This window comes from Escherichia sp. E4736, from assembly GCF_005781225.1.
Lineage (GTDB): Bacteria > Pseudomonadota > Gammaproteobacteria > Enterobacterales > Enterobacteriaceae > Escherichia.
The window spans coordinates 23,284-41,070 of record NZ_VATT01000008.1; the positions used below are offsets into that span (position 1 = coordinate 23,284).

At 51.3% G+C, this 17,787-nt stretch carries 17 protein-coding genes; 11 read left to right on the forward strand and 6 right to left on the reverse strand.

Annotated elements, in window-relative coordinates:
- Positions 1 to 5: 5 nt before the first annotated feature.
- Complete coding sequence (locus tag FEK46_RS06300; protein WP_130208019.1) at positions 6 to 698, reverse strand: dTMP kinase; 693 nt, start codon at positions 696 to 698, stop codon at positions 6 to 8.
- A gap of 173 nt (positions 699 to 871) precedes the next feature.
- Here FEK46_RS06300 and FEK46_RS06305 point away from each other — a divergent pair, with 173 nt between their 5' ends.
- From FEK46_RS06305 to lptG, 7 genes are read left to right on the forward strand one after another with little or no spacing between them, the layout of a single operon-like run.
- A complete protein-coding gene (locus tag FEK46_RS06305; RefSeq protein WP_135559839.1) occupies positions 872 to 1,585 on the forward strand; it encodes a dTMP kinase in 714 nt (237 codons plus the stop codon).
- A 31-nt stretch (positions 1,586 to 1,616) separates the two neighbouring features.
- Positions 1,617 to 2,375, forward strand: coding sequence for a hypothetical protein (locus tag FEK46_RS06310; RefSeq protein WP_135559838.1), 759 nt, complete (start codon positions 1,617 to 1,619; stop codon positions 2,373 to 2,375).
- Positions 2,376 to 2,421: 46 nt separating this feature from the next.
- Entirely contained in the window at positions 2,422 to 3,774 is a 1,353-nt protein-coding gene (locus FEK46_RS06315) for a lipopolysaccharide biosynthesis protein (protein WP_130223985.1), read from the forward strand.
- Positions 3,771 to 4,595, forward strand: a complete 825-nt coding sequence (locus FEK46_RS06320; protein WP_130218126.1) for a hypothetical protein — start codon at positions 3,771 to 3,773, stop codon at positions 4,593 to 4,595. Before FEK46_RS06315 ends, FEK46_RS06320 begins: the two co-directional genes overlap by 4 nt.
- Before the next feature lie 11 nt (positions 4,596 to 4,606).
- Complete coding sequence (locus FEK46_RS06325) at positions 4,607 to 5,164, forward strand: YtfJ family protein (RefSeq protein ID WP_130259458.1); 558 nt, start codon at positions 4,607 to 4,609, stop codon at positions 5,162 to 5,164.
- Positions 5,165 to 5,194: 30 nt separating this feature from the next.
- Entirely contained in the window at positions 5,195 to 6,265 is a 1,071-nt protein-coding gene (gene lptF / locus FEK46_RS06330; RefSeq protein WP_135559837.1) for an LPS export ABC transporter permease LptF, read from the forward strand.
- Positions 6,262 to 7,341 (forward strand): LPS export ABC transporter permease LptG, encoded by a 1,080-nt coding sequence (gene lptG, locus FEK46_RS06335; RefSeq protein WP_135559836.1) that lies wholly within the window; start codon positions 6,262 to 6,264, stop codon positions 7,339 to 7,341. Before lptF ends, lptG begins: the two co-directional genes overlap by 4 nt.
- A 36-nt stretch (positions 7,342 to 7,377) precedes the next feature.
- Here the strand turns inward: lptG and FEK46_RS06340 are convergent, their stop codons facing one another.
- Genes FEK46_RS06340 through FEK46_RS06355 form a run of 4 tightly spaced genes read right to left on the reverse strand, consistent with a single transcriptional unit; the run spans position 7,378 to position 11,462 of the window.
- On the reverse strand, positions 7,378 to 8,550 hold the full coding sequence (locus FEK46_RS06340) for an aminotransferase class I/II-fold pyridoxal phosphate-dependent enzyme (protein WP_135490353.1): 1,173 nt from the start codon (positions 8,548 to 8,550) through the stop codon (positions 7,378 to 7,380).
- Positions 8,550 to 8,798 carry an acyl carrier protein gene (locus FEK46_RS06345; protein WP_001697422.1) on the reverse strand — a complete coding sequence of 83 codons (249 nt, stop codon included), beginning with the start codon at positions 8,796 to 8,798 and terminating at the stop codon, positions 8,550 to 8,552. Before FEK46_RS06345 ends, FEK46_RS06340 begins: the two co-directional genes overlap by 1 nt.
- A gap of 31 nt (positions 8,799 to 8,829) precedes the next feature.
- A complete protein-coding gene (locus tag FEK46_RS06350) occupies positions 8,830 to 9,744 on the reverse strand; it encodes an NAD-dependent epimerase/dehydratase family protein (RefSeq protein ID WP_135559835.1) in 915 nt (304 codons plus the stop codon).
- Complete coding sequence (locus FEK46_RS06355) at positions 9,741 to 11,462, reverse strand: fatty acyl-AMP ligase (RefSeq protein ID WP_214251105.1); 1,722 nt, start codon at positions 11,460 to 11,462, stop codon at positions 9,741 to 9,743. The genes FEK46_RS06350 and FEK46_RS06355 overlap by 4 nt, the downstream gene beginning before the upstream one ends.
- 371 nt (positions 11,463 to 11,833) lie before the next feature.
- On the opposite strand from FEK46_RS06355, the gene yghO reads away from it, so the two are divergent.
- On the forward strand, positions 11,834 to 12,976 hold the full coding sequence (gene yghO / locus FEK46_RS06360) for a protein YghO (protein ID WP_171021371.1): 1,143 nt from the start codon (positions 11,834 to 11,836) through the stop codon (positions 12,974 to 12,976).
- 6 nt (positions 12,977 to 12,982) lie between these two features.
- Here yghO and glcC read toward each other — a convergent pair whose 3' ends face one another.
- Complete coding sequence (glcC, locus tag FEK46_RS06365) at positions 12,983 to 13,747, reverse strand: transcriptional regulator GlcC (RefSeq protein WP_135559834.1); 765 nt, start codon at positions 13,745 to 13,747, stop codon at positions 12,983 to 12,985.
- Between the two features lie 250 nt (positions 13,748 to 13,997).
- Here glcC and glcD point away from each other — a divergent pair, with 250 nt between their 5' ends.
- Genes glcD through glcF form a run of 3 tightly spaced genes read left to right on the forward strand, consistent with a single transcriptional unit; the run spans position 13,998 to position 17,783 of the window.
- Positions 13,998 to 15,497 carry a glycolate oxidase subunit GlcD gene (gene glcD, locus FEK46_RS06370; RefSeq protein ID WP_135559833.1) on the forward strand — a complete coding sequence of 500 codons (1,500 nt, stop codon included), beginning with the start codon at positions 13,998 to 14,000 and terminating at the stop codon, positions 15,495 to 15,497.
- Positions 15,497 to 16,549 carry a glycolate oxidase subunit GlcE gene (gene glcE / locus FEK46_RS06375; protein ID WP_135559832.1) on the forward strand — a complete coding sequence of 351 codons (1,053 nt, stop codon included), beginning with the start codon at positions 15,497 to 15,499 and terminating at the stop codon, positions 16,547 to 16,549. Before glcD ends, glcE begins: the two co-directional genes overlap by 1 nt.
- Positions 16,550 to 16,559: 10 nt before the next feature.
- Positions 16,560 to 17,783 carry a glycolate oxidase subunit GlcF gene (glcF, locus tag FEK46_RS06380; RefSeq protein WP_135559831.1) on the forward strand — a complete coding sequence of 408 codons (1,224 nt, stop codon included), beginning with the start codon at positions 16,560 to 16,562 and terminating at the stop codon, positions 17,781 to 17,783.
- Positions 17,784 to 17,787 lie beyond the last annotated feature (4 nt).

Genomic DNA, 17,787 nt, shown 5'->3' on the forward strand with positions numbered 1-17,787 from the left:
TCTGACTAGCGATAACCTCGCGCTGTCATAAAATCCATTATCGCTTTTTCCGCATCAACCAGCACTTGTTCCAGCGGTTGATTGGCATCGATATCAACCAGTTGCGCGCCTCCAAAGGTTAACTTTGGCGTTATGGCAATTTTCTTCGCCAGAGATTCTCGTTTGTGGTCAGGCTTACGCGCGCAGGCCACGTCCAGGGAGACATTGAGTTTGATGACCAGATCAGGCTTATGGCTCGCCATCCAGTGAAATGCTTTACGTTCCTGACTTGCCAGCCATGACACAAAACGACCACCTTCAACGTTAGGCGGGAACACCGTACCATCATAAGCGCCAGGAATCTGGTCCTGTGGATAACGGTCGGTCAAAACAATTAACCCGCGACGACGACAGGCAAGCATATGACGAAAGCGCAGTAAGCGGCGGGCGACAAACGCTGTAATTACCAGCGCCGGAACTGGCCCAGGCAATTTTTTCGCTGTTTTCACTTTATTGCGTTCAATTGATTTATTAAGCGATTTTCCCATTAAGGGCAGTTTTACCACTGCACGACCGACATTTCCGGCTTGCTTTCCTAAATGAACTCTTTCTGCGGCACCATATTTTTCGACAACGGTAATGAGATGTTCACAAACCGTTGACTTGCCTGAACCATCACTACCAATAACGGCTATTAATGGAGGTGTTATAGACTGCATGAATATATCCTTAAATTTAAATATCCATCCCAAATATTTATCTGGTTAATATGTTTTAATGAAAGCGTAATTCAGGTCAATGTCACAATTAACCATTGTCACAATAAGGTTGAACGGATATTCTGAGCACGGACCACGTAATATTCAATACATTATTTGCTGCCGGGTTTTTCGTGAATCAACGTAATATGTCAATAATTAATTCCATGCCAGTGCGTGTTATTGCCATTGTGGGATGTGATGGTTCAGGTAAATCGACCCTCACGGCAAGCCTGGTGAATGAACTGGCAGCAATAATGCCAACAGAACAAATTTATCTTGGGCAGTCTTCCGGACGAATTGGCGAATGGATTTCACAGTTCCCTATAATTGGCGCCCCTTTTGGGCGTTATCTGCGGGGTAAGGCAGCTCATGTACATGAAAAGCCCTCAACACCGCCTGGCAATATTACCGCGCTGGTTATCTATTTGCTTTCCTGCTGGCGGGCGTACAAGTTTCGAAAAATGTTGAGAAAAAGCCAGCATGGCTTTTTGTTGATTACCGACCGCTACCCGCAGGTTGAAGTCCCTGGCTTTCGTTTTGATGGTCCACAACTGGCTAAAACTAAAGGCGGTAATGGCTGGGTAAAAATGTTAAGGCAGCGCGAGCTGAAGCTGTACCAATGGATGGCGTCTTATTTGCCCGTATTGTTGATTCGTCTTGGCATTGATGAACAAACCGCGTTTTCGCGTAAACCTGACCATCAACTGGCAGCGTTACAGGAAAAAATCGCCATTACGCCGCAACTGACTTTCAACGGCGCCAGGATCCTTGAACTGGATGGTCGGCAACCAGCCGATGAAATCCTGCAAGCGTCACTACGTGCAATTCACGCCGCACTTTCCTGATCACCAAAATGGATAGGGGATGATTTAAAGAATGGATGCACTACAAACGCAAGCTGTTAACAGCACTACCGCGCCGCAGCCCAGCTACATTCCGGGGCTAATTGCGGTGGTCGGGTGCGATGGCACCGGCAAATCCACGCTGACCACCGATCTGGTGAAATCATTGCAACAGCACTGGCAAACCGAGCGGCGCTATCTGGGGCTACTGTCCGGTGAAGACGGCGACAAAATCAAACGATTACCGTTGGTTGGTGTCTGGCTGGAGCGGCGACTGGCGGCAAAATCCTCGAAAACCCAAAGCATGAAAACTCGCTCTCCGGCGCTCTGGGCGGCGGTGATTATGTACGGCTTCTCGCTGCGAAGAATGGCGAACCTTCGTAAGGTTCAGCGACTGGCGCAAAGCGGCGTACTGGTGGTCAGCGATCGCTTTCCGCAGGCGGAAATTTCCGGTTTTTATTATGACGGGCCGGGGATTGGCGTCGAGCGCGCGACCGGGAAAATCAACCAATTTCTGGCGCAGCGCGAGCGACAGTTATACCAACAAATGGCGCAGTACCGTCCTGAATTAATCATTCGTTTGGGGATTGATATTGATACTGCCATCTCCCGCAAGCCTGACCATGACTATGCCGAGTTGCAGGACAAAATCGGCGTCATGTCGAAGATTGGCTATAACGGCACAAAAATTTTAGAGATTGATTCCAGAGCGCCCTACAGCGAAGTGCTGGAACAGGCACAGAAAGCGATTTCTCTGGTTGCCATCGTTTCTGACCGCCGAAGCTTGACTTAAGGCAGACGGGATATTTTTCATTTTTCAACGATAAGGTCTGGCTGAATTGGCAGGTTTTAACATCAAACATTGGTTTGCAGATGGAGCCTTTCGCACCATTATTCGTAACAGCGCTTGGTTAGGTTCCAGCAATGTCGTGAGTGCCTTGCTGGGCTTACTGGCGCTTTCGTGCGCCGGTAAAGGAATGACGCCAGCGATGTTTGGCGTACTTGTCGTCATACAGTCTTATGCCAAGTCGATTAGTGATTTTATTAAGTTTCAGACATGGCAGTTGGTGGTGCAGTACGGAACGCCAGCATTAACCAACAATAATCCTCAGCAATTCCGTAATGTTGTCTCATTTTCCTTCTCGCTGGATATCGTCAGCGGCGCGGTGGCGATTGTCGGCGGCATTGCCTTACTGCCATTCCTTTCCCATTCATTAGGTCTGGATGACCAAAGCTTTTGGCTGGCGGCGCTCTATTGCACACTTATTCCTTCAATGGCTTCCTCCACGCCGACCGGCATTTTGCGTGCGGTTGATCGCTTCGACTTAATTGCTGTACAGCAGGCGACGAAACCTTTTCTGCGTGCGGCGGGCAGCGTCATCGCCTGGTATTTTAACTTTGGCTTTGCCGGATTTGTTATCGCCTGGTACGCATCGAATCTGGTTGGCGGCACCATGTACTGGTGGTTTGCCGCGCGCGAATTACGCCGCAGAAATATCCATAACGCGTTCAAATTGAATCTGTTTGAGTCTGCCCGACACATCAAAGGCGCATGGAGTTTTGTCTGGTCAACCAACATTGCCCATTCCATTTGGTCGGCGCGTAATTCATGTAGCACGGTACTGGTGGGGATCGTATTAGGGCCAGCTGCTGCCGGGTTATTTAAAATCGCCATGACATTCTTCGATGCTGCCGGGACGCCCGCCAGTTTGTTGGGTAAGAGTTTTTACCCTGAAGTCATGCGCTTAGATCCACGAACTACCAGACCGTGGCTCCTGGGTGTGAAGTCTGGATTACTGGCTGGTGGGATTGGCATTCTGGTGGCGCTGGCCGTGTTAATCGTTGGCAAGCCACTTATTTCACTGGTGTTTGGTGTTAAGTATCTCGAAGCGTATGACCTGATCCAGGTGATGCTCGGAGCCATTGTTATTTCGATGCTGGGCTTCCCACAGGAGTCATTATTGCTAATGGCAGGGAAACAGCGTGCTTTTCTCGTGGCGCAAACCATCGCCTCTATCGGCTACATCGTGTTGCTGTTCATGTTCTGCCATCTGTTTGGCGTGCTGGGGGCAGCATTTGCTTACTTCGGTGGGCAATGTCTTGATGTGGTGCTCTCGTTAATTCCGACATTAAAGGCGTTCTTTCAACGCCATTTATTGGCCTATAACGCAGTGGGAGAAAAATCCCAATGATGAAAAAATATTTTCCACTTGAGGTCAGTGAGCGTTTATTTATCGCGGTCGAAGAAGATGATGTTGTTGACGCTCAAGTTAGCTTACCACCAACGATCGCACTGCGTTGTTCATCGGAAATTATTCATGATAATTATGCATTATGCCTGAGATTCTGGTTGGACGGAGTCAATCGCAAGGCGTTACTCCACCTGACCCTGAAGCAGGCTAAAGGTGACCCTCTTACCGACGAAGAACGCAAACAGTATAAATACATGCGAGCGCGCTACAAGCATCTGCGTTTTGCGCAACGGCTGTATTTAAAGAAGCATCAGGCTGGTTTTTTATTTGGCAAAACGACCGTTTTTCTGGGGCGTTTTCAGGATGGTTTTCGTAACGGTAAGAAAAATATTGTGTCGTATTACGGCAACCTGTTACGTATTTATTTAAGCTCTCCTGTCTGGTGGCTGGTGAACTATTCATTACGCCATAGCCAGCTAGAAAGCGTTAATGGTTTTATCGCTTATCGGCAGAAGCAAATGCGCATCCTGAAAGAAATTATTGCCAGGCCGCAGCTAACCGGCAGGGAATTTCATGATGTGCGAAAAATCATCAGTCAGCAGGTTTCTTATTACGACACTCTAAGATCGCTTGATCCCGAAAATACAGAGGCGTTGCAGATTTCCCGCTTCCTGGCGGCCATTAATGGCCTGATGGGGGATAAGCACGACGACATGGTGGCGGATGATTTGGACAATCGCCAATCGTATGATGCGCCAGTGGCACTCGACAGCGATATTCGTCAGCGCTTAGAACTGCTGATTTCGCGTTTTCCGCTATAACCGGAGTAATGATGTCCTCTCGTCTGATTACTGCGCTGATATTTTCACTCTTCTCGTTCGGCGCTACTGCGCACAATTTCGTCATCGGAAAACCGGTCACACCTGTTTATATTCAGGACGGTGGCGAATTACTGCTCAAAAATGACGAAATTTACTATCAAAAGTGGAACAGCACGCAGCTGAAGGGAAAAGTCCGCATTATTCAGTATATCGCCGGACGAAAGTCAGCGAAGAAGAAGAACTCTCTGTTAATCAAAGCAGTAGAAACAGCAAACTTTCCTCAGGATCGTTTTCAGCCCACCACCATTGTGAACACCGATGATGCCATCTTCGGCACCGGCTATTTTGTGACAGGTAAAATTGAAAAAAATAAACGTCGTTATCCGTGGGCGCAATTCGTAATCGACGGCAGCGGTCTGGGGCGCGTTGCCTGGCAACTGCCGGAACAGAGTTCAACCATTCTGGTGCTGAATAAATACGGGCAAATTCAGTGGGCGAAGGACGGCAGCCTGACGCCAGAAGAGGTTGATCAGGTCATTGCGTTGGCGCAGAAGCTGATCAATGAATAAAAAACTCAAAGGATTGAGGACGTTAGTGAGATGAAGCTGGTTGAACACTACATCATGCGTGGTACGCGCCGTCTGGTGCTGATTATCGTTGGTTTTTTGATCTTTATCTTCGCCAGTTACTCTGCACAGCGTTACCTGACCGAAGCAGCCAATGGGACTTTAGCGCTTGATGTAGTACTTAATGTTGTTTTCTACAAAGTGCTGATAGCGCTTGAAATGTTACTTCCAGTGGGCCTGTATGTGTCGGTTGGTGTGACTCTTGGGCAGATGTATACCGACTCAGAAATTACCGCTATCTCTGCGGCGGGCGCCAGTCCCACACGTTTGTATAAAGCCGTTATGTATCTGGCAATTCCATTAAGCATTTTTGTCACGCTGTTGTCGATGTATGGTCGGCCCTGGGCTTATGCGCAGATTTATCAACTGGAACAACAGTCGCAGTCGGAGCTGGATGTTCGCCAGTTGCGGGCAAAGAAATTTAACACTAACGATAACGGACGAATGATCATTTCGCAGACGGTTGATCAGGATAATAATCGCCTGACTGACGCGCTGATTTATACTTCTACTGCCAATCGAACCCGTGTTTTCCGCGCCCGTTCGGTTGATGTGGTTGACCCATCACCCGAGAAACCGACCGTTATGTTGCACAACGGGACCGCCTATCTTCTTGATCATCAGGGTCGTGACGACAACGAACAGATCTACCGTAATCTGCAATTACATCTTAATCCACTGGATCAAAGTGCCAACGTCAAACGTAAAGCGAAATCGGTCGCGGAACTGGCGCGCTCTGTATTTCCTGCCGATCATGCCGAACTGCAATGGCGACAAAGCCGTGGCCTGACAGCGTTGTTGATGGCTCTGCTGGCCATCTCTTTAAGTCGGGTAAAACCGCGGCAAGGGCGATTTTCAACGTTACTGCCACTGACGTTGCTGTTTGTTGCCATTTTTTATGGTGGTGACGTCTGCCGTACGCTGGTGGCTAACGGCACGATTCCCCTCATTCCTGGTTTGTGGTTAGTGCCCGGACTCATGCTAATGGGCCTGTTGATGCTGGTCGCACGCGACTTCTCCTTGCTGCAGAAATTTTCCCGATGAATGTTTTCAGTCGCTATTTAATCCGCCATCTCTTCCTCGGTTTTGCTGCCGCTGCCGGGCTACTGCTGCCGCTTTTTACCACCTTCAACTTGATTAACGAACTGGATGATGTCAGTCCGGGTGGTTATCTCTGGACTCAGGCGGTGCTGGTGGTACTGATGACCTTACCGCGCACACTGGTCGAACTTTCGCCGTTTATCGCGTTATTGGGTGGGATTGTTGGTCTCGGGCAGTTATCGAAAAATAGTGAACTTACCGCCATTCGCAGCACGGGGTTTTCTATCTTCCGTATTGCACTGGTGGCGCTGGTCGCCGGGATACTGTGGACTGTTTCGTTAGGCGCGATTGATGAGTGGGTGGCGTCGCCATTGCAGCAACAGGCGCTGCAAATCAAATCGACTGCCACCGTGTTGGGGGAGGACGATGACATTACCGGCAATATGCTGTGGGCCAGGCGCGGCAATGAATTTGTAACGGTGAAATCGCTAAATGAACAGGGCCAGCCGGTAGGCATAGAGATATTTCACTATCGCGACGATCTCTCGCTCGAATCCTACATTTATGCACGCAGTGCCACCATTGAAGACGGCAAAACGTGGATCCTGCACGGCGTGAATCATAAAAAATGGCTGAATGGCAAAGAAACGCAGGAAACATTAGCCAATCTTGGCTGGCAATCGGCATTCACCAGTATGAACCTTGAAGAGTTATCGATGCCGGGGAATACTTTTTCTGTCCGTCAGCTCAATCATTACATCCATTATTTGCAGGAAACCGGACAACCCAGCAGCGAATACCGCCTTGCACTGTGGGAGAAGCTGGGGCAACCCATTTTAACTCTGGCAATGATTTTACTGGCTGTGCCCTTTACCTTTAGCGCCCCGCGCTCACCGGGGATGGGTAGCCGTCTCGCTGTAGGCGTCATCGTTGGCTTGCTTACCTGGATTAGCTATCAAATCATGGTCAATCTGGGATTGCTATTTGCGTTGAGTGCGCCCGCTACCGCACTCGGTTTACCAGTAGCGTTTGTGCTGGTGGCGTTAATGTTGGTGTATTGGTACGACAGGCAACATTAATAATCCCGCCGTGGGGTAACACCACGGCGGCCAATATTACTGCTTCAGGGTCGCAAATGCCTGAATGATGGCATCAATTTGCTCGCGACTGTGGGCAGCATTAACGCTACAGCGCAACAGCGTAATACCCGCAGGCGCGGCAGGTGGCAGGATAAGATTCACATACACGCCCAGCGAAATAAGCTCACGCCAGATGCGTAAACCTTCCTCTTTCGAACCGATTATTACCGGCACTACCGGACTAATATGTGAGCTTAACTCGTAACCCAGTTTTTGCAGCCCGTCATACAGATGGTTGGCATTATCCATCAGTTTTTGCCGCAGCTCTGGTTGAGTGGCAATGGTTCTTAACGACGAGCGCACGGTTGCAATGCAGGAAGGAGAAGGGGAGGCGGTAAAAATATACGGACGGCTGCCGTAGCGCAGCACTTCCATCGCTTCCGAACCCACGGCAAAACCACCAATAGAAGCCAGGCTTTTACTGAAGGTGCCAACGATAATATCCACATCATCTTCAACGCCAACGGCTTCAACCAGTCCGCGCCCCGTTGCGCCTAACACGCCAAATGAATGCGCTTCATCGACAATCAAATAACCGCCGAGACGACGTTTGATATCAACGATTTCCGCCAGTGGTGCGACGTCACCGAGCATACTGTAGATGCCTTCAACGATGATAATCGCCTCTTTTGCCCGTTCACCGAGGCGAACCATGCGACGTTCCAGATCTTTAGCATCATTATGGCGGAAACGAATAATTTCCGCGCCGCCGAGAGAACAGGCGTCATAAATACTGGCGTGGCTGTCAGCATCCAACAACACCACGGCGTTATGGTCGGCAAGTGCGCTGATGACACCTAAATTAGCGGTATAACCGGTTGAAAAAACGATAGCGGTAGGACGATTGAAAAACTCGGCGATCTCTTTCTCTAACGCCAGATGCGGCGCATAACTACCATTAGCCATACGTGAACCGGTGGTGCCGGTGCCTTGCGTTGCTAACGCTGCCTGACCATCGGCGATGGCATTATGATTGAAGGTTAAACCGAGATAATTATTGGTCCCGGCCAGAATCACTTTTTTATCGCCAATGCGCCCTTCGGTGGCGGAATACACTTCATCAATACAGGTGCCAAACGGCGTTAACCCGTTATCGCTAAATTGCAGTCGCTCGCCCGCAAGACGCGCATATTTATCGTATAGCCCCATTATTTATTCTCCAGCCATGGAAGTAGTGTTTCCATTAATTGCACAGGGGTTTTGACATCCAGCAGAATATTAATAGGAATGGAAATATCAAATCTGTCTTCCAGCATCATTAAGAGATCCATCACTTTAATCGACTCCAGGCCGAGATCGTTGACGAGATCGCTGTCAGGCTTAATTTCCACACCGTTTTCGACCAAATCCTGTAAACAGGAAAGGATGTAATCCATTACTATTTCACGATTTACCATAGAAACGTTAACACACCTTTAAACAAGACAATCAAAATAGCCCGTTGCGTAATGCGTGTTCCAGGCTAATCCCGGGAAACCAATTAATATCTTCAGAAATACGGTTATTACTTGCCGACCAGTCGGCGTGGGTTAATTCACGAATTTTCGAGCGGGTCAGCATAGGTTCTTTACCGGCCAGGCGACTCAACGCGGTACTGACATCTGCAAGGCAGGTGAGCAACGGCAGAGGAATGCCGACCATCCGTACAGCTCCTTGACGGGCGGCGGCGGCCAGTTGTTGCACGCGCTGCCAGTCATAGCCACCGGCGACACCATCACATAATTCATAGGTTTGCATCTGTACGGAATCGGTGCTTAACCACTGACCCACGGCTTGCGCAAAATCGGTGACGTGCAGGAAAGAGAGCTGCGTCTCTGGTGCGCCCAGCCGTGGCAGCAGGCCACGCAGCATCCAGTCAAACAGTGGTTTTAACTCTTTATCGCCGGGGCCATAGACTGCTGTTGGGCGAAAAATGCCCAGCGTAATTTCGTCCGCCATTGCTGCTAGTCGTTGTTCGGCGACGTGTTTGGATTTCGCGTACCAGGAGAGTTCGGGATGGCGCGCCGCCAGCGAAGAGATAAAAAGAAAACGTTGGCAAAAGCCACTCTCTTTTGCCGCCTGCATCAGGCGCAGACTGCCGTCAACGTTACAGCGAGTAAAGACATCCTCTTTGTGTCCGCGTACTTGCCCGGCGCAATGGACCACAGCACCGGCACCGGCAACCAACTCGCTAAGTGAATGCGTATCTTCCAGCGAACCGCGTACCCAGATGAGATTATCGCTGACGTGAGCGCGGGAAGTACGCGTCAATGCGCGGACGTGAAAGCCGCGGGCGAGCAGGTTATCGACAATATATTTACCGATAAACCCGGTAGCGCCCGTTACCGCGACAGTTTGATTCATGCGAGAGATTCCTGCACATGGAAACTGGCGGCAACGGCCTTCTGATAACGTTTTTTGGCTTCTGCGCGGGCGGGCTTGCCGGAAGATGTGCGAGGAATGCTGTGGGGCGGTAACAGGTCGATAGCCGCGGTTACGCCAAATTCGCTTTGTATCCGCGCCGCCAGCGAGTGGATAAGCTGCGTGCGGCGCTCTGCGTCGCTGATCCGACACTGGATCTGCAAAATGATTTTTTCCTGGGCGGTAACAAACGCAATGGCATCGCCAGAGTGAATTTCTGGCTCCTGTTCCGCAATGTATTCAATATCCTGCGGCCAGATATTACGCCCACGAATAATAATCAGGTCTTTAATGCGCCCGGTGACATACAGATAACCGTCCAGCAGATAGCCGAGATCGCCGGTATCTAACCAGCCCGTCGCGGTAATTTCGTCTTGTGAAGCCTGATCGCCAAAGTAACCGCTCATCAGGCTGGGGCCGGAGATGCAAATATGGCCCACCACACGTTCCGCTACTGGTATACCTGCTTCATTACGGATTTCAATGCCATGTTCCGGCAACGCCTTACCACAGTTGACGAAAGTTGATACGGCACGTGTTTCAACACCTGGCGTCACGGCTTTACCCTGGTATTCGAGGATATCGCGATCCACTTCGTTGACCACAACTCCGGAGGCTTCATCTGAGAAACTGACAGCCAGCGCGTTTTCTGCCAGTCCGTAGCAGGGCATAAACGTTTTATCGTCAAAGTTAACCTGACGGAAACATTCAGCAAATTGATGGAGTTGTTCTGCGGAGATGGGTTCAGCGCCAATACCCGCGACGCGCCAGCAGGAGAGATCCAGCTCAGCGAGATCTTTTTCATTCACGCGGCGCTGGCACAATTCATAGCCAAACGGCGGCGCAACGGAAACAGTGCCACGATTTTTACTGATCAATTTAAGCCATTGCAGTGGGCGCATGGCGAAATCCTGGGTGCGCAAATAATCCACCGAAAGCTGCGTGGCAACAGGCGTCAGGAGAAAACCGACCAGCCCCATATCATGGTAGAAAGGCAGCCAGGAGACGCAGCGGTCGCCAGGGCGTAATTTAATGCCATCGTGGCTGATGGCCCGTAGATTAGCCATCACTTCGCGGTGAGTGATGATAACGCCACGGGGAAAACGGGTGCTGCCGGAGGTGTACTGGAGGTAGGCGATATCGTCTAAAACTGGACGCTGGAGCGCAACATCGGCTTCCGGCAATGCCTTAAACCAGGTGTGGCTTAAAACATGTAATTCGGGGTTATCATGCGTCGCGGCATTGACCAGCGGCAACCATTCATCACCGGTGATTATCGCGGCTGGTTGGCAGCTTGCCAGTAAACCCTGCAGTTTGGTGCTCCAGGAATCCCTCTGACCGACGCCCATTGGAATCGCCAATGGTACGGCAACTAATCCAGCATACTGGCAGGCAAAAAATGCCTCGACAAACCCGCTACTGGTTTCGGCAATCAGCGCCACGCGATCGCCTTTTTTCAGGTTCAGCGATAGCAGCCGCCTGGCTCCCGTTTCCGCGCGCACTTTTAAAGTGTGATATTCCAGTTCATCTTCAAGCTGGCTACGCCTGTCATAAAAATTCATTCCGGCGTTACTCAGAGCGGCATAGTCCAAAGCATCAACCAGCGTTGGAAAATCGGCATAGCGCATAGGCAAAGAATGCGTAAAGATTTTATTGGACATATACACCACAAGAAAATTGGATATCAAAAATAAAATGACAATAATGCGGTGGATTATATATGCATAAAAGATAAATGAGATAGTATTTTCATCGTTGTGATATTGAACATTGATTAAGATAATAAGTTCTGCTCTGTTATTTTTTATTGTGAATAATATTTAATTTATGAATGTATTAAGGTGATGCCTTGTCGGGTCGCTTAAGTCTATAAGAGACATTATTGACTGTTTAACGCAGTCACTGGTTTTATCAACATCATTAATAAATATTGTTTTGTCTTCGTTTGTATTCATTGGGTGGATTATTAAGGTGCCGTTCGTTGTGGTTACTGCCTGTTTTTCACCGTTAATTATTTGTTGTCCACGTAAATATGGAATGCGATCTGCTGATGATTAAAATTGAAAAAGTAATAAATAAAAACGACTTAAAAGCATTTATCGCTTTTCCGTCGTCACTTTATCTCGATGATCCAAACTGGATCCCTCCTTTATGCATTGAACGCAGTGAGCATTTGTCACAAAAGAATCCGGGAACGGACCATATCATCTGGCAGGCATGGGTGGCGAAAAAAGAGGGGCAGGTAGTAGGGCGCATTACCGCGCAAATCGATACCTTGCACCGCGAGCGTTACGGCGAGGATACCGGTCATTTCGGCATGATTGACGCCATTGATGATTTGCAGGTTTTTAAAGCTTTATTTGGCGCAGCGGAAGCATGGCTGAAGTCACAAGGTGCACGCAACATCACCGGGCCTTTTAGCCTGAATATCAATCAGGAAAGCGGATTACTGATTGAAGGTTTTGACACACCACCCAGTGCGATGATGCCGCACGGTAAACCGTGGTATGCCGCGCATATTGAACAACTGGGTTATCACAAAGGTATTGATTTACTGGCGTGGTGGATGCAGCGAACCGATCTCACTTTCTCTCCGGCGCTAAAAAAACTGATGGATCAGGTGCGCAAAAAGGTGACCATTCGCTGCATCAATCGTCAGCGGTTTGCCGAAGAGATGCAGATCCTGCGTGAGATTTTCAACTCCGGCTGGCAGCACAACTGGGGATTTGTGCCGTTTACCGAACATGAATTTGCGACCATGGGCGATCAACTTAAGTATCTGGTGCCGGACGATATGATCTACATCGCCGAGATTGATTCTGCACCCTGCGCGTTTATTGTCGGCTTACCGAACATCAACGAGGCGATTGCCGATCTGAACGGATCGCTCTTTCCCTTCGGCTGGGCAAAATTGCTGTGGCGCTTGAAAGTCAGCGGTGTGCGGACCGCGCGAGTGCCGCTAATGGGGGTTCGCGACGAGTATCAGTTCAGCCGCATCGGCCCGGTGATTGCTCTGTTATTGATTGAAGCCTTACATGATCCGTTTGCTCGCCGGAAGATCGATGCGCTGGAAATGTCATGGATCCTCGAAACCAATACAGGCATGAATAACATGCTGGAACGCATTGGGGCGGAGCCGTACAAGCGTTACCGCTTGTATGAAAAGCAGATTTGACTCCAGCTAACTCTGGTTCATTTCCAGCGGCACCGCCGAACGAATCAAATGGTGGCCTTCCAGTTCGATATCGTGGAGATTCTTTTTCACGGTCATCACATGATCGCGGGCGGCGCGCTGGGCGACATGCGGGAGTCGCTGCAACACCGCGTTATAGATCCGCGCATGCTGGCGATCGATCTGCTTTTTTTGCTGTGGTCGATGGTAGAGATTATTCACGCTGGCAAACACCGAATTAAACATTAGATCGGTCAATGATTGCAGCGTAAACACCAGCACCTGATTGTGGGAAGCCTGACAAATGGCGAGATGGAAAGCGTGATCCAGCTGTGCATGTTCGATCAGCGAAAGCGCTTTGTTGTGCTCACTGGCAGCGAGCATTTTTTCATAACAGCGGGTTATCAAAACAAAATCAGCCTGGGTTCCCAGCGTAGCCGCCAACCTTGCCGATTCGCCCTCCAGCAATGCGCGAACGTCAAGCAGATCGTACAGCGTTCGCGGCTGCGTGCTGAACAGATGAATTAGCGGGCTGGTGTCCTGGACCCGATTAAGCCGCGCGACCCGAGAATCGCGACCCTGCGCTGTTTCAATAATCCCGCGCCCGCGCAGCACGGTCAGTCCTTCACGCAGTGCGGAACGCGAGAAGCCGAGCTTTTCGCACAGCCGACGCTCCGAGGGAAGAGGCTGACCGACCTTCAGTACGCCGTCGATAATTAACCGTTCGATACTCTCAGCAACTACTTCGCAAATAGGGCGACGTTCATCTTTCATTCCCGGACCTCGTGCACAGGTAGGACCAATTTTTCTGTTCTTAACTCGCGAAACACGTACATCACGTAAGTGATTATGTTACATCAATTTAACATTGAGTTAACCAACGCGAAGTCACAGAGATGGAAAAAAAATGGTCTGACCGGTAGCTAAAGAGATAGACGAAAACGAAAACCCCGCTTAATAACTGTTCACAGAAGCAGCGCGCAAAAATCAGCTGCCACACAACACAACAAAGCGAACCCTACTCATGAGCATCTTGTACGAAGAGCGTCTTGATGGCGCTTTACCCGATGTCGACCGCACATCGGTACTGATGGCACTGCGTGAGCATGTCCCTGGACTGGAGATCCTGCATACCGATGAGGAGATCACTCCTTACGAATGTGACGGGTTGAGCGCGTATCGCACGCGTCCATTACTGGTTGTTCTGCCTAAGCAGATGGAACAGGTGACGGCGATTCTGGCCGTTTGCCACCGCCTGCGTGTGCCGGTGGTGACCCGTGGCGCAGGCACCGGGCTTTCTGGCGGCGCGCTGCCGCTGGAAAAAGGTGTGTTGTTGGTGATGGCGCGCTTTAAAGAGATCCTCGACATTAACCCCGTCGGACGCCGTGCGCGCGTGCAGCCGGGCGTGCGTAACCTGGCGATCTCCCAGGCCGTTGCGCGGCATAATCTCTATTACGCGCCGGACCCCTCCTCACAAATTGCCTGTTCCATTGGCGGCAATGTGGCGGAAAACGCGGGGGGCGTCCACTGCCTGAAATATGGGCTTACTGTACATAACCTGCTGAAAATTGAAGTGCAAACGCTGGACGGCGAGGCGCTGACGCTGGGATCGGACGCGCTGGATTCGCCTGGTTTTGACCTGCTGGCGCTGTTCACCGGATCGGAAGGTATGCTCGGTGTGACCACCGAAGTGACGGTAAAACTGCTGCCGAAGCCGCCCGTGGCGCGTGTGTTGTTAGCCAGCTTTGACTCGGTAGAAAAAGCCGGACTTGCGGTTGGTGACATCATCGCCAATGGCATTATCCCCGGCGGGCTGGAGATGATGGATAACCTGTCGATCCGCGCGGCAGAAGATTTTATTCATGCCGGTTATCCCGTCGACGCCGAAGCGATTTTGTTATGCGAGCTGGACGGCGTGGAGTCTGACGTACAGGAAGACTGCGAGCGAGTTAACGACATCTTACTGAAAGCGGGCGCGACTGACGTCCGTCTGGCACAGGATGAAGCAGAGCGCGTACGTTTCTGGGCTGGCCGCAAGAACGCTTTTCCGGCGGTGGGGCGCATCTCTCCCGATTACTACTGCATGGACGGCACCATCCCACGCCGCGCGCTACCTGGCGTACTGGAAGGCATTGCCCGTTTATCGCAGCAATATGATTTACGCGTCGCCAACGTCTTTCATGCCGGAGACGGCAACATGCACCCGTTAATCCTTTTCGATGCCAACGAACCCGGTGAATTTGCCCGCGCGGAAGAGCTGGGCGGGAAGATCCTCGAACTCTGCGTTGAAGTGGGCGGCAGCATCAGTGGGGAACATGGCATCGGGCGCGAAAAAATCAATCAAATGTGCGCCCAGTTCAACAGCGATGAAATCACGACCTTCCATGCAGTCAAGGCGGCGTTTGATCCCGATGGTTTGCTGAACCCAGGAAAAAACATCCCCACGCTACACCGCTGTGCTGAATTTGGTGCCATGCACGTGCATCACGGTCATTTACCTTTCCCTGAACTGGAGCGTTTCTGATGCTACGCGAGTGTGATTACAGCCAGGCGCTGCTGGAGCAGGTGAATCAGGCGATTAGTAATAAAACGCCGCTGGTGATTCAGGGAAGCAATAGCAAAGCCTTTTTAGGCCGTCCTGTCGCCGGGCAAACGCTGGATGTGCGTTGTCATCGCGGCATTGTTAATTACGACCCGACCGAACTGGTGATTACCGCGCGTGCCGGAACGCCGCTGGTGGCGATTGAAGCGGCGCTGGAAAGCGCGGGGCAAATGCTCCCCTGCGAGCCGCCGCATTATGGTGAAGAAGCTACCTGGGGCGGGATGGTCGCCTGCGGGCTGGCGGGGCCGCGTCGCCCGTGGAGCGGTTCGGTCCGCGATTTTGTCCTCGGCACGCGCATCATTACCGGCACAGGAAAACATCTGCGTTTTGGCGGCGAAGTGATGAAAAACGTTGCCGGATACGATCTCTCGCGATTAATGGCCGGAAGCTACGGTTGTCTTGGCGTGCTCACTGAAATCTCAATGAAAGTGTTACCGCGACCGCGCGCCACCCTGAGCCTGCGTCGGGAAATCAGCCTGCAAGAAGCCATGAGTGAAATCGCCCAGTGGCAACTTCAGCCGCTACCCATTAGTGGCTTATGTTACTTCGACAACGCGTTGTGGATCCGCCTTGAAGGCGGTGAAGGATCGGTGAAAGCGGCGCGTGAACTGCTGGGGGGCGAAGAGGTTGCGGGTCAGTTCTGGCAGCAATTGCGTGAACAACAACTGCCGTTCTTCTCGTTACCAGGTACCTTATGGCGCATTTCATTACCCAGCGATGCGCCAATGATGGATTTACCCGGCGAGCAACTGATCGACTGGGGCGGGGCGTTACACTGGCTGAAATCGACAGCCGATGACAATCAAATCCATCGCATCGCCCGCAACGCTGGCGGTCATGCGACCCGCTTTAGTGCCGGAGATGGCGGCTTTGCCCCGCTACCGGCTCCTTTATTCCGCTATCACCAGCAGCTTAAACAGCAGCTCGATCCTTGCGGCGTGTTTAACCCCGGTCGCATGTACGCGGAACTTTAAGGAGCAGGCTATGCAAACCCGGTTAACCGAAGAGATGCGGCAGAACGCGCGAGCGCAGGAAGCCGACAGCATCCTGCGCGCCTGTGTTCACTGCGGATTTTGTACCGCAACTTGCCCAACTTATCAGCTATTGGGCGATGAACTGGACGGGCCGCGCGGGCGCATCTATCTGATTAAACAGGTGCTGGAAGGCAACGAAGTTACGCTTAAAACAAAGGAGCATCTCGATCGCTGTCTCACTTGCCGCAATTGTGAAACCACCTGTCCTTCTGGTGTGCGCTATCACAATTTGCTGGACATCGGGCGTGATATTGTCGAGCAGAAAGTGAAACGCCCACTGCCGGAGCGAATGCTGCGCGAAGGGCTGCGTCAGGTGGTGCCGCGTCCGGCGGTCTTTCGCGCATTGACGCAGGTAGGGCTGGTGCTGCGACCGTTTTTGCCAGAACAGATAAGAGCAAAATTACCCGCCGAAATGGTGAAAGCCAAACCGCGTCCACCGCTGCGCCATAAGCGCCGGGTTTTAATGCTGGAAGGTTGCGCCCAGCCTACACTTTCGCCCAACACTAACGCGGCAACCGCGCGGGTGCTGGATCGTCTGGGGATCAGCGTCATGCCAGCTAACGAAGCAGGCTGTTGTGGCGCGGTGGACTATCATCTTAATGCGCAAGAGAAAGGGTTAGCGCGGGCGCGAAATAACATTGATGCCTGGTGGCCCGCGCTTGAAGCAGGTGCCGAGGCAATTTTGCAAACCGCCAGCGGCTGCGGCGCGTTCGTTAAAGAGTATGGGCAGATGCTGAAAAACGATGCGTTGTATGCCGATAAAGCGCGTCAGGTCAGTGAGCTGGCGGTCGATTTAGTCGAACTTCTGCGCGAGGAACCGCTGGAAAAACTGGCAATTCGCGGCGATAAAAAACTGGCCTTCCACTGCCCGTGTACCCTGCAACATGCGCAAAAGCTCAATGGCGAAGTGGAAAAAGTGTTGCTTCGTCTTGGATTTACCTTAACCGATGTTCCCGACAGCCATCTGTGCTGCGGGTCGGCGGGAACATATGCGTTAACGCATCCCGATCTGGCGCGCCAGCTGCGGGATAACAAAATGAATGCGCTGGAAAGCGGCAAACCGGAAATGATCGTCACCGCCAACATTGGTTGCCAGACGCATCTGGCGAGCGCCGGTCGAACCTCTGTGCGTCACTGGATTGAAATTGTAGAACAAGCCCTTGAAAAGGAATAACAAA